A 12,546-nucleotide genomic window follows, 5' to 3' on the forward strand; every position below is an offset into this window, starting at 1 on the left:
GATAATTCCCTACTACGTTGATTAATTTTAAAGACCAGTTTGCCAAATACATTCCAAGGCATGTTTGGCTTTATACTTTTCTGATCTTTTTTTTGGCCTGCGGAAAAAAGAATAATGATAAAGAAGGTTATTCTGAGGAATTTGAAAAGGCGCGTAATGAAATTGAACTTTCATGGTCTAAAGAAAAAGTAAAAGAGGGGTTGCTTGCACTTGATACCGCATTTAACAAAATAACCAACCCTACTATCAATGATCGTTTCCGTTTTTACGGGTATCATTTTGTTTATTATCAAAAAACAGTAAGGCAATTTGACAAGGCTTTGGCATACACAGACAGTATGTTTGCTATAAACTCAAAAAGCGCCAAAACAAAACAATACTTTTATAATATAGCCGATGCCAGCTTTGCCCGCGGCGATGCGCTTTTTTCCCTTAAACGATTCTCTGAGGCATATCAATCATATTATCAGGGGTATCTTGTTGGAAAAAATTATCTCAATAAAGAGGCACTTGGCGATTATACCTATCGCATGGCCATGATCATGTATAAACAAGGGCATTACCGGCTTGCATTAAATTATTTTAAGGACACGTATAAATTCTTTGAAAAATCGGGTGATGGGTTTGTTTTCTTTTATCGCCGGCAGGAACTTTGGGATAACGTTGGTCTAAGCTATCGTCATCTTAACCAGCCTGATAGCGCTATTATGTATTTTGATAAGGCCTTGGCGCTGATCAATGAGAAAGCATATTTATATCCCGACAGAAAACAACATCTTGAATCGGCCCGCGGGGTTGTTTATGGTAATAAGGCGGATATTTATATCGCTAAAAAGCAATATACGCAAGCAATTCAACTGCTCAAAAAAAGCATCACTATTAATTTGCAACAGGGTTACGACAATCATGATGCTCAATTAGCCGAAATAAAACTTGGCCAGATCTATTTTAACCTTGAGCAAAAAGATTCGCTGGTAAACTTACTTGGCACCCTGCGTAAACAGCTTGATAGTACTAAAAATGATGAGGTTGAAGCAGATTATAACCGCCTGCTGGGCAATTACTTTGTAAAGGAAAATGATTTAAAGCAAGCCATTGCACACATACAGCGATATAACATTTTAAAAGATTCGCTTACCCAACGCACAAGTTTGCTAATGGAAACAGATGTGAACCAGCAACTGGCCAATTATGAAAAGCAGCATGAAATTGATACTTTGAGTAACGACAATAAACTACAGGTAATTTATCTGTATGTTACCATTTTCTTCGCCGCAATGGCGCTAATTATTATCCTTTTGGTTTACAGAAACTGGAAACGATCAAAAAAAGATGTGCAAACGGTGAACATCCTAAACAGGCAAATAAACGAGCAAAACCACATATTAGAAAAAGCACTTACAGAACTGAACAGCAGCAGCCAGGAGAAAGATCGTATTTTGCGCACCGTAGCGCATGATCTGCGTAACCCTATTGGCGGTATAGCTTCGTTAACAGCAATGATGGCCGATGATGAATACACCGACGAACAAAAGGAATTAATAAACCTGGTACAGGAAACCTCGCTTAACTCGCTTGAACTGATTAACGAGATATTGGAAGCCACAAACCTGGCATCGGTAGATTTAAACCTCGAACCGGTAGAGATAAATTCGCTGGTAAACAACAGCGTTGAACTTTTGCGTTTTAAGGCAGCAGAAAAGGGGCAGAAGATAATTCTTGATACTTTAGATAAACAACAGGATCTTTACATCAGCCGCGAAAAAATATGGCGGGTTATCAGCAACCTTATTAGTAATGCTATTAAATTTAGCCCCACTGGTGGCACTATCCATGTAAAAGTTGCCGAAGTAAATACAAAAATAATTATAGCCGTAAAAGATAACGGTATAGGTATACCCGACAAGCTAAAAGACCAGGTATTTAATATGTTTACCAGTGCCCAAAGGCCTGGCACATCGGGCGAAAAGTCGTTTGGATTAGGCTTGTCCATTTGCCGGCAGATCATGGAAAAACATCACGGCCGTATTTGGTTTGAGAGTGATACCAATATTGGCACAACCTTTTTTATCAGTCTGCCCATTTCGGTGTATAATCTATCTACCGGTTCACCGCAACAGGGAAGCATACCAGTGTCCTGATGCTTTAATAACCCGCTGCTGGGTATCAAAATCAATATAAATAAGCCCAAAGCGCGGATGATAGCCTTCGGCCCATTCAAAGTTATCAGTAAGCGTCCATACAAAATATCCTGCTACTTTACATCCCTCCTGCTGGGCTTTTAACACTTGTTGCAAATGGGTTTGCAGGTATTTTACCCGTTTAGGGTCATGAACTATGCCATCGGTGTGTGTATCAGGAAAGGCCGCCCCGTTTTCTGTAATGATTATCTTTTTTATTTGCGGATAAGCATCAAATTTTTTGATCATATGATAAATAGCCGGGGGATACACCTCCCATTTCATATCGGTGAGTTCTACATTCCGTTTTTCGGCCTTTACTAAACTTGCGCCGATGTACGGAGTAAAGAACGAATACTTAACAATTTCGCGTGTGTAGTTTTGTATCCCGATGAAATCAAAATCAAAGCTAATGTTATGCTCATCGCCCGGTTGATGGTATTTATAAATGCCTTTAAGGGCTGTAACATCATCTGTTGGGTATCCTAATCCTAATATGGGTTCAATAAAAAGGCGGTTTATGAGTGCGTCGGCACGTTTGGCGGCGTTGATGTGTTTGGGCGTATTGGCATAAGGCTCAATATGCGAACATGAAAACGTGTTACCTATGTGCGCACCGGGGCATATTTTTCGCAGGATCCGTGCACCCGCCACGATGCTTAAAACCACATGGTGCACCGCAGGTAAAAAATTTCGCAGCCCGCTCCTGCCTGGTGCATGGATGCCTAAAAAATATCCGGCACCGGTAAATACCGCAGGTTCGTTCATTACCATCCAGTTTTTTACCCGGTCGCCAAAACTTTGGGCGCAAATGGTTACAAATTCGCTAAACCAGTTTATAATTTCGCGGTTTGTCCAACCGCCTTTATCTTCAAGCGCCTGCGGCAGGTCCCAGTGGTAAAGGGTTACCCAAGGCTCAACCCCCTGTTGCAGGCAGTAATCAATCAGTTTATTATAATGGTCTATCCCCGCCTGGTTAATGCGGCCGGTGCCCTCCGGTAAAATACGGCTCCAGGCTATTGAGAAACGAAAGTTTGGTATATTAAGCTCTTTTACAAGGTCAATATCGTCCGTGTAACGACTATAAAAATCGCAGGCTATTGTTGGTTTATCACCATTAAGTATCTTTCCTTTACGGGCGCTAAAGGTATCCCATATAGATGGGCCTTTTCCATCGGCATCACATGATCCTTCTATCTGCAGGGCAGCAGTAGATACCCCCCAGGCAAAATCATCGCCAAAAAGTTGTTTAGAAAGAAGCAGGTCGGGGTTATTTATATCCATTAATTTGAGCTGATGCAAAGCCCAAAATGTACATTATTATTGTATAAATAAAGCGTTACTTAAAAAAACTTAGTGAATGAATGATGAGCGCATGCTTTTTAAAAACAACCATTCGCGCAGGTCGCTTATAATGGCGGCTAACTTTGTGATGATCTTCATGATGTTGTATTTAATGTTTAATCAAATATAACCTGGCAGTGTGTAGTTATCATCAGCGTATCATTATTATAATGTTAACACAAATTGTAGCTTGCGCATTAATTTATTTAGTGAATGATGTTTACTTTTACAGCCAATGAAAAGCTATTTTATCCGCCTGCTTAATTACGATCATTTTGCTAATACAAAAATAGCAGAGCTAATTATACAAACCGGTGCTACAGGTAAGCCTGTAGAGATTATGGCACATTTGTTAACCGCGCAACAAACCTGGCTAAAGCGCCTCAAAAGAATCCCGGCACCACTTACCCCGCTTTGGCCCAACTGGGCGGCAGAAGCGTTTACTAACATTATTGATGACAACCATCAGCAGCTTCTGGCACACCTGGAAACCATGCAACCGGATAATTTTGATATGGTTATTGAATACAAAAACTCCGTTGGTAATTTTAAGAATACTGTAAGCGATATACTTGCCCATTTAATAAACCATGGTACACACCACAGAGCACAAATTGGTACAATTTTAAAAATGGACGGGGCAACCCTGCCCGGGTTAGATTACGTACTTTACCTCAGAAACTTAAACCAAACAGTATAACTTTTACCATAAACACAATGAAAAAAATAATTGCCGCCCTGTTTTTAAGCTTTATCATATTTAGCTGTAGCGATACCAAGAAGCAAGAGAAAGACCTGTTTAACGAGGTTATAAAAGTACACGACCGTGTGATGAGTAAAGACCAACTGATCATGATCAATAAAATGCAGCTGGATACCCTTATTAAACAAAACAAAACGCCAGAGATTACCGCGGAAGCAACACAACATAGCAAAGCGCTGGATGCTGCTGATGCCAATATGGAAGCCTGGATGCACGAGTTTGATGCAGAAAATAAAGGTAAAAGCCATCAGGAGATCATGGCCTATCTTACCGATCAGAAAAAGAAAATAGATGCGATAGACAGCAGCTTTAACGTTACTGTAGCGGCAGCAAGCAAATTCATCAAACAAAACAAAACCAAATGAAGAAACTGATAGGGTTAGCCCTTATTGCATTAACTTTTACCGCCTGTAAGTTTAACGATGCCGATAAACCAAAACTGCCTATTATGGGCAACCGTGATGCGGTAACCAAAACAGTAAATGGTAAAGAGGTTGTAGACACCGTATACCAAACCATACCTGATTTTAAGTTTGTAAACCAGTATGGCGATACCATAACCCAAACCAGCCTGAAGGGCGATATTTATGTAGCAGATTTCTTTTTTACCACCTGCCCTTCTATTTGCCCTATTATGCACCGCAACATGTTAAACGTGTATAATGAGTTTAAGAATGTACCCGATTTTAAGATCATTTCGCACACTATCGACCCTAAACATGATAGCGTTGCAGTAATGAAAAAATATGCCGATAAGCTGGGCATAAGCGGGAATAGCTGGTGGCTGCTGCAAGGTAATAAGGAGCAAACTTATGAGCTTGGCCAAAAAAATTATTTAGTTGCTGTAAAACAGGACGATGGCACCCCCGGTGGCTACGTTCACCAGGGATGGTTTGTATTGGTTGACAAGCAGAAACGCATCCGCGGGTATTACGATGGCACCGATGAGAAACAGGTTGCCAAGCTGATAGAAGATATAAAAATACTACGTACTGAAGTTAATACCGAGATAGCCCAATAATGAAGTTAAGGATAATTGCTTTTATCGGGCTTTTAATTTGTATGGTAGTGGTATCATGCCAAAGCGATGCTGAACAGGATTTTAAGCGCTATTATACCGGCGGTGCTGCAATCTATAAAAGTAAATGCCAGAATTGCCATGGCGCCAAAGGCGAAGGTTTGCTAAACCTTATTCCCCCTCTTACAGATACTGCCTATCTAAAAAAAAACAAGGCCAAACTGGGCTGTTTTATCAAGTATGGTATCAAAGAAACCATTATTACTATAAACGGCAAAGCTTATGAAGGTGCCATGCCAGCTAATGTTGACCTAACTGCCATAGAAATAGCTAAACTGCTTACTTATGTTGGCAACTCATTTGGCAACATAATGGGAACTATTGCCTTTGAGGAAGCTGATGCCGATTTGGCGAAGTGTAAATAGCTGGCAAGTCCGTAAGACAGTAGCCCTCTTTTTCATCTTACGGACTTACGGTCTTTTCTGACTTCCCGACTAAAATCCCTACCTTTACGCCCGCAAAACGTTCTATCGCTGTGCCGACATAGTCGGTGAGAGGAAAGTCCGGGCAACATAGAGCATCCTGCTTCCTAACGGGAAGGCGCCCGCAGCAGGCGACAGCAAGTGCCACAGAGAATATACCGCCCGCAAGGGTAAGGGTGAAAACGTGAGGTAAGAGCTCACGGCTTTTCCGGGCGACCGGGATCGCGGTAAACCTCAGGAGTTGAAAAACCAAATAGGTTCTGAAAGCGGTGCTGCTCGCATCCATGTCCGGCAACGGAATGTCAGAATGGGTAGGTTGATAGATCATGCCGGCAACGGCAGGGCCAGATTAATGATAGAAGCTCTCATTCGGGAGTACAAAACCCGGCTTACAGATTTGCTGCTGAGAAAAGCCCCCTTTATGGGGGCTTTTCAGTTATTACCGCTTCATCAATTTGAGGGAAATGTTGGCTGAAAATCATAACTACACATCTTTTTTACTCAATCAGCCATTCGCCAACAATAAAGTGTTTTAAATACTATACATTTTTCTATATTAGCCTCAAACATTACTACCTGTTTTCAGTTTAAATAACCATGGCGAAAATTTTAATAATTGATGACGAACGGTCTATCCGCAGCACCCTTCGTGAGATACTGGAATACGAAGATTATACCGTAGAAGACGTAGACAACGGTGTTGATGGGCTTGAGCTTATTCGTAAAAATGATTACGACCTGGTGCTGTGCGATATTAAAATGAACCGTATGGATGGTATGGAAGTGCTTACAGAAGGCCTTTCTATCAAGCCGGATCTTCCTTTCATCATGATATCAGGCCATGGCACAGTAGAGACTGCTGTTGAAGCCAGTAAAAAAGGCGCGTTCGATTTTATATCAAAACCGCCTGATCTTAACCGCCTGCTGATCACAGTACGCAACGCCCTCGACAGGGGGAGCCTGGTTGTTGAAACCAAGGTATTAAAGCGTAAAGCATCAAAAGTGCGCCCTATTTTGGGCGAATCGCAGGCTATTGTGCGTATTAAGGAAACTATTGAACGTGTAGGCCCTACAGATGCCCGTGTACTGGTTACAGGTGCTAATGGTAGTGGTAAAGAATTAGTTGCCCGCTGGCTGCACGAAAAATCAAACCGCTCAAACGGCCCTATCATTGAGGTGAATTGCGCAGCAATCCCTTCAGAATTAATAGAGAGTGAATTGTTCGGCCACGAAAAAGGCTCGTTTACTTCGGCTATAAAACAACGTATAGGTAAATTTGAAAGCGCCAATGGCGGTACCCTTTTCCTTGATGAGATCGGCGATATGAGCCAGTCGGCACAGGCCAAGGTGCTGCGTGCCCTGCAGGAAAGTAAAATTACCCGTGTTGGCGGCGAAAAAGAGATTGATGTGGATGTACGCGTGGTGGCGGCAACCAATAAAGACCTGCTAAAAGAAATTGAAGCCGGCAACTTCCGAATGGACTTGTACCACCGCCTGAGTGTTATCCTGATCCATGTACCACCGCTTACCGAGCGCCGTGATGATATTGCCCTGCTTACCCAGAGCTTCTTAGAAGAGATTTGTAACGAGTATGGTATGCCGGTTAAAAAGGTATCTGATGCGGCGTTAGAAGCTCTTAAAGCCCTGCCGTGGACGGGTAATATCCGCGAATTACGTAACATGGTTGAGCGTTTGATCATCCTAAGCGATAAAACTATTACCGAGAATGATGTGAAGGCCTTTGCCAATCCATCGGCACCAATAGTTGCCACGGCTGGTGCTGCTGCAGCGCCACAAACAGATTTTGACCAGTTCACTAATTTCCAGGAATACAAGGATTACGCCGAGCGCGAGTACATCAAGTTTAAACTGGAGAAAAACAACTGGAATGTATCAAAAACCGCCGACGATATTGATATACAACGCAGTCACCTGTATAGTAAAATAGAGAAGTTTGGATTGAAACGCGGGGAATAAATTACCGCCATCAATCATAGTGCAAAAAAGCTAATGACTTACGGTTGTCATTAGCTTTTTTTGTAACTTTAAACAGTTAAAAGAAATGCAATGGCTGATAAAGAGATATTTACCCAAGCAGAAATAGCACTTTTAAAAGAAGGTTTAAAACGATCATATAAGGAACGTTTTGAATTTGCAACACGTTTATACAAAATTCAGAAAACAATGGCCAAAGCTGTAATATCACACAAACCATTTATAAGTAAATAGGCATTGGATATTTTCGACGAAGAAATACTGAATTTTTGGAAGGCTCTTCAGGATAATCAAGTGCAATATATCATGATTGGTGGTTATGCCATTAATTTGCATGGTTTTCAACGCTTTACCGGAGATCTTGATATATGGTTAAAGGATACCTTAGAAAATAGAATAAACCTTCGAAAGGCGTTTGTAAGTTGCGATATTGGGGATTATCCTATGGTAGAATATATGGAATTTATACCCGGCTGGACAGATTTTAGCATGAATAACGGCCTTCGTATTGATATTTTGATTGATATGAAAGGGCTTGAAGGATATACATTTGACGAATGCTTGCAAATGGCCTCTGTTGCAGATATCGAAGATGTAAAAGTTCCATTTTTACATATTAATCAACTTATTCAAAATAAAAAAGTAACCAACCGCCCTAAAGATCAGATTGACGTTGCTGCGCTTGAGGAGATTCGTAAATTAAGAGAAGAAGATTAGAATATAAAAGAAGGTTTGGATTGAAATGGGGAAATAAATTGCTTTCTCGCACCCAGATAATGGCAATGCGAGGCGTGAGGGTTCGAGTCCCTTCTTCCGCACATAAATAATAAAGCCCGATATGAAAGTATCGGGCTTTATTATTTAATTCTATTTTATATAAGTTTATATCCTAACCGTACACCACATATTGTTACTTTTGCCGCATGACAGATGAGGAACTGATTGCCTATTTTGAACACGCTAAATTACCCGAAACCTTACGCCTTGACAGGGCTTCTACTCAGCATTTTGTAAAGGAAGCGGTGCATAGAAACCTTGAAATGATGATGGCCGACCCAACTGATACCCGTTCGAGGCATCGTTTAAACATGATAGCCATTGCGATGGAAAAACCATACGACGGGCCGGAGATCCCCAGGTTTTAGTACCAGTTATGAATTTACAGCAAGTTGATTGTTTTCTATAAAGGTTTTAATTGCGGCAACGGCGCTGCCTTTGCCATCGTTTAAATCAAGGTCGCTTATTGATTTTAAATAGCCCACTAATTTTTCTGTTTTTGCACTGTCTGTTACTGTAAAGCCCATTAGCCATTGCGAAAAGCTTTTTTCGGCAATAGGCTCATCAATCAGTTTTATCACATTTTTATGGCGCTGGTCGGCTTGTATCCTTGAGTAAAGCGCATCAATTACCGAATCTTTTCCCTCTAAAACCTGTATAAACGTTCCTTCGGAATACAACAATACGCCCGAAATATTAAGTGCCGCGTTATGTAGCCTTGCATTGTGTAAAATATCAAGTAATTGATTTTCGTGCATTAATTTAACAGCGGTACTTATGTAAACTATATTTTTCATTAATTGGGTAAATTGTTTAAATGTATTTTTTCCTTTAGTATTTTGGCGGCCTGCGTGTATCCCCCTTCTGAGCCATCAACAAAATGAATATGCCCGTCTATAAGGTCGCGTACATAGCACGACATGATGGAGGCGCTGCTGATGTGCAGTCCGTATAATATTGCCCTGTCCTGCTCCAGTTCATCCAATGCTTGCTGTAGCTCTTTACGCTGTTTGATGGTGCCCGATATAACCGTATTGATTTTGCCATCAATCACCAGTGTGTCGGCCATTTCTACCAGGCTCTTTAAATACTTTCGGCCACTTCGTGTCCTGAAATAAATTTGGCCGTACAATGTAGTTAACCATATTGTGATCAACTTAAACCATTTAACCTGCCCCAGCCTGAAACGCATTTCGGCTCCTAAATTACTAAAAGTAGTTTTAAGTTTTAATTGTGCAACAGATATGGGCTGTCGTTTGCGCGGTGGGCCGTATATCTCATCTATCTTATTCATCACTTTACTAAAGGATGCCGACTGCCTTGCATTATCGCCGGCTGCAACCAATAGGGTAACCACTTCTTCCCTATCCTGCGGCGGCGCTACCCTATCCCATCGGCATTGCATGCCGCTTAGGTCAAGTTCATCTGTTTGGGCCGGATGATTTGATAAAAGGGCGTCGTCTCCTTTAATCAACTGCTCGGCATAGTTAAGGCCGTTACCCAAAACAACAGGAATATGGAAAGATGCTGAACTGCTGAATTTAGCAATATGCAGATGATGGCCTTGCGTGTAGATCTGCTCTATTGCTACCATGCCGGTACGTAGCTCAAGGTTAAACGTGTTTTGGGTATTGATTTTGTAAGAAGCCAGTGCCTGCATTACTTTATCGATAATGCCGGGTGGAACAATAAAAGTGGCGCCATCGCCCCCAAAGAAAAAAGGGATAATAATGTTTAATCCATATGCGATATTAAGGACAGATACGATGCTGCCTGTAGCTATCAGGTTTACATCTTCGTGCCTGCCGCTAAACACAGCGTTGGTAGATCCCTTTATATCGGTGAGCACTACATACCAGCCGCGCGGTATTTCATTAAACAAATGGGATTGGGTTAAAAGCTCACCAAGTGGCATTTTATGTGCAGGTAATTCTGCATAAAACTGGTCATTAGCTGCTACCGGCATATATACTAAATATACGTAAAAACACTTCTTAGGTTTTAAGAAGTTTATAATACATAATCGTTAATAGAAGTGAGCTAAACGAGGGTTTTAGGCCATTTCCATGCTTGCCATACAATTAAAAGCGTTATAATAACTTCTACCATACCTAAAAAGATATAAAACACCCACCACGGGTCGATAGAAATTAACACCACCAATACCATAACAATGGTGTAAATAATCCCCGCTATAATGTTTAAAATACGGTTTGTCTTCGGCTTTAATACTAACGATAAAAAGACCATTAGAGCCGGTACCGCCATGAGTATGGCTGCGGCTAACAATTTGTAAGGGGTTGTTTCACCAACGCCCATATGCCCGTTTAATAATCCTTTAAGACGTTGAGGCACAAACATCGAAAATATGTCGCCGTATATATATAACAACATTAAACTTACCCATAAAGCGGATAATTTTATTTTGGTGTTTACCTTAATGTCTTCAAAGCTGCGGGTAATAGTACCGTTTGGGGCCATTTTATGGTTTATATTATTGTAATCTATTTAAGTTATTATGAACACATATATATGACTGTTTGTGCTTTAAGTTGTTACAAAAACGGCTAAAGCAACATTATATATCATAATTACCATCCCGCAAAAATTGCTACATTACATTCAAAAAGATACCTATGCTCATAAAACCCACCAAAATAACCGCCGGTACTCTACAGGTAAATATCTACGCTGCAGTTTCGGTTTTTTTGGCTTACACCATGATCTTCGGGTTCCGTAAATCATTCACCGCGGCAACGTTTGATGGTATTACCGTTTCTGGGTATAGCTATAAAACGCTTTTGGTTATAAGCCAGGTTTTGGGTTACATGCTGGCCAAATTTTATGGCGTAAAATACATTGCCGAGCTTAAACGCACCGGCCGTGGCAGCGTTATTATACTACTAACGGGCATAGCCTGGTTTAGCTGGCTGGGTTTTGCGTTGGTGCCTGTGCCTTACAATATTGTGTTTTTGTTTATCAATGGTTTCCCGTTGGGGATGCTGTGGGGCGTGGTTTTTTCTTATGTAGAGGGCCGCCGCGGTACCGATTTTATTGGCGCTACGCTGGCCGTAAGCTTTATTTTTGCATCGGGGTTTGTAAAATCGGCGGCCGGGTGGCTTATACTAAATTTTGGCATTAATGAGTTTTGGGCACCATTTTGTACCGGGCTTTTATTTGCCGGCCCGCTCCTGCTGTTTATTTACCTGATGGAGAAGATCCCTCCGCCAGATGCCGCAGACATTGCTGACCGGATGGAGCGCACCCCCATGAGCAAAGCACTACGAAATACATTTGTTCGCTCGTTTTTACCGGGCCTGGCAGCATGTATCCTCATTTATACTTTCGCTACCATCTTTAGGGATATCCGCGATAATTTTAGCGCCGAAATGTGGAAAGAAATGGGCTTTTTTAATCAGCCTGCTATTTTCTCAAAAACCGAAACCCCTATCACTCTTGTAATCCTGGTGCTTATTGGCAGTATGGTAATGATACGTAACAGTTATAAAGCATTGATAACCGCTCATGTATTTATCGGTATCGGGTTTTTACTGGCGGGGCTATCAACATGGATGTTTATCAGCGGCAATGTGCCACCCGTTTGGTGGATGACACTCGTAGGCCTTGGCTTGTATATGGTGTATATTCCCTTTAACGCTGTGTTTTTTGAAAGATTAATCGCCACGTTCAGGTATGCAGGTAATGTTGGCTTCCTGATATACCTTGCCGATTCATTTGGTTATGTTGGCAGCTTAGGTGTACTACTTGCCAAAGAGGTATTTAAAGTGAAGCTTAACTGGGTCAATTTCTTTTCAAACAGTGTTATGGTATTATCGGCCATTGGGTTGTTCCTCACATTATTCTCGGCCATATATTTCGCACGAAAATTTAAAAAGTTACGTACGTCTTGAAATTCGGGACTTGGTTATTTAGTATATTTGGGCGCTTAGTTCATTAAAACTTGTCTACCGGGTATTTGTATTTTAT

At 41.3% G+C, this 12,546-nt stretch carries 14 protein-coding genes and 1 other RNA gene; 11 read left to right on the top strand and 4 right to left on the bottom strand.

What is annotated here, in order from left to right; genetic code table 11:
- The first annotated feature begins 17 nt into the window (after window positions 1-17).
- Window positions 18-2,141, top strand: coding sequence for a tetratricopeptide repeat-containing sensor histidine kinase (locus tag IDJ75_RS06495; RefSeq protein WP_191174764.1), 2,124 nt, complete (start codon window positions 18-20; stop codon window positions 2,139-2,141).
- Here IDJ75_RS06495 and IDJ75_RS06500 read toward each other — a convergent pair.
- On the bottom strand, window positions 2,109-3,464 hold the full coding sequence (locus IDJ75_RS06500; RefSeq protein ID WP_191174765.1) for a GH1 family beta-glucosidase: 1,356 nt from the start codon (window positions 3,462-3,464) through the stop codon (window positions 2,109-2,111). The two genes, IDJ75_RS06495 and IDJ75_RS06500, sit on opposite strands and share 33 nt — an antisense overlap.
- 295 nt (window positions 3,465-3,759) lie before the next feature.
- Between IDJ75_RS06500 and IDJ75_RS06505 the strand changes: the two genes are divergently transcribed.
- The 9 genes from IDJ75_RS06505 to IDJ75_RS06545 all read left to right on the top strand — a co-directional run bounded on the left by IDJ75_RS06505 (window position 3,760) and on the right by IDJ75_RS06545 (window position 8,927).
- Complete coding sequence (locus tag IDJ75_RS06505; protein WP_191174766.1) at window positions 3,760-4,224, top strand: DinB family protein; 465 nt, start codon at window positions 3,760-3,762, stop codon at window positions 4,222-4,224.
- 17 nt (window positions 4,225-4,241) lie between these two features.
- Entirely contained in the window at window positions 4,242-4,652 is a 411-nt protein-coding gene (locus IDJ75_RS06510) for a hypothetical protein (protein WP_191174767.1), read from the top strand.
- Window positions 4,649-5,308: an SCO family protein gene (locus tag IDJ75_RS06515; RefSeq protein WP_191174768.1), complete on the top strand. Its 660-nt coding sequence runs from the start codon at window positions 4,649-4,651 to the stop codon at window positions 5,306-5,308. The genes IDJ75_RS06510 and IDJ75_RS06515 overlap by 4 nt, the downstream gene beginning before the upstream one ends.
- Entirely contained in the window at window positions 5,308-5,730 is a 423-nt protein-coding gene (locus IDJ75_RS06520; protein ID WP_191174769.1) for a c-type cytochrome, read from the top strand. The genes IDJ75_RS06515 and IDJ75_RS06520 overlap by 1 nt, the downstream gene beginning before the upstream one ends.
- Before the next feature lie 89 nt (window positions 5,731-5,819).
- Window positions 5,820-6,195, top strand: an RNA gene (rnpB, locus tag IDJ75_RS06525) — RNase P RNA component class A.
- A gap of 189 nt (window positions 6,196-6,384) precedes the next feature.
- The gene (locus tag IDJ75_RS06530) at window positions 6,385-7,764 is read left to right on the top strand and encodes a sigma-54-dependent transcriptional regulator (protein WP_191174770.1); all 1,380 of its coding nucleotides are present in this window, start codon (window positions 6,385-6,387) and stop codon (window positions 7,762-7,764) included.
- A gap of 90 nt (window positions 7,765-7,854) precedes the next feature.
- Window positions 7,855-8,016: a hypothetical protein gene (locus tag IDJ75_RS06535; RefSeq protein WP_191174771.1), complete on the top strand. Its 162-nt coding sequence runs from the start codon at window positions 7,855-7,857 to the stop codon at window positions 8,014-8,016.
- 3 nt (window positions 8,017-8,019) lie between these two features.
- A complete protein-coding gene (locus tag IDJ75_RS06540; RefSeq protein ID WP_191174772.1) occupies window positions 8,020-8,499 on the top strand; it encodes a hypothetical protein in 480 nt (159 codons plus the stop codon).
- A gap of 206 nt (window positions 8,500-8,705) precedes the next feature.
- Window positions 8,706-8,927, top strand: a complete 222-nt coding sequence (locus tag IDJ75_RS06545) for a DUF6965 family protein (protein ID WP_191174773.1) — start codon at window positions 8,706-8,708, stop codon at window positions 8,925-8,927.
- Window positions 8,928-8,933: 6 nt separating this feature from the next.
- Here IDJ75_RS06545 and IDJ75_RS06550 read toward each other — a convergent pair whose 3' ends face one another.
- The 3 genes from IDJ75_RS06550 to IDJ75_RS06560 all read right to left on the bottom strand — a co-directional run bounded on the left by IDJ75_RS06550 (window position 8,934) and on the right by IDJ75_RS06560 (window position 11,040).
- A complete protein-coding gene (locus tag IDJ75_RS06550) occupies window positions 8,934-9,356 on the bottom strand; it encodes a BLUF domain-containing protein (RefSeq protein WP_191174774.1) in 423 nt (140 codons plus the stop codon).
- On the bottom strand, window positions 9,356-10,525 hold the full coding sequence (locus tag IDJ75_RS06555) for a DUF3095 domain-containing protein (RefSeq protein ID WP_191174775.1): 1,170 nt from the start codon (window positions 10,523-10,525) through the stop codon (window positions 9,356-9,358). The genes IDJ75_RS06550 and IDJ75_RS06555 overlap by 1 nt, the downstream gene beginning before the upstream one ends.
- Window positions 10,526-10,599: 74 nt before the next feature.
- Window positions 10,600-11,040 (bottom strand): DUF6326 family protein, encoded by a 441-nt coding sequence (locus tag IDJ75_RS06560; protein ID WP_191174776.1) that lies wholly within the window; start codon window positions 11,038-11,040, stop codon window positions 10,600-10,602.
- 155 nt (window positions 11,041-11,195) lie between these two features.
- On the opposite strand from IDJ75_RS06560, the gene IDJ75_RS06565 reads away from it, so the two are divergent.
- Entirely contained in the window at window positions 11,196-12,470 is a 1,275-nt protein-coding gene (locus tag IDJ75_RS06565; protein ID WP_191174777.1) for a DUF5690 family protein, read from the top strand.
- Window positions 12,471-12,546: the final 76 nt, after the last annotated feature.

The sequence above is a fragment of the Mucilaginibacter rigui genome (genome assembly GCF_014773275.1).
In the GTDB taxonomy this organism is placed as follows: Bacteria; Bacteroidota; Bacteroidia; order Sphingobacteriales; family Sphingobacteriaceae; genus Mucilaginibacter; species Mucilaginibacter rigui_A.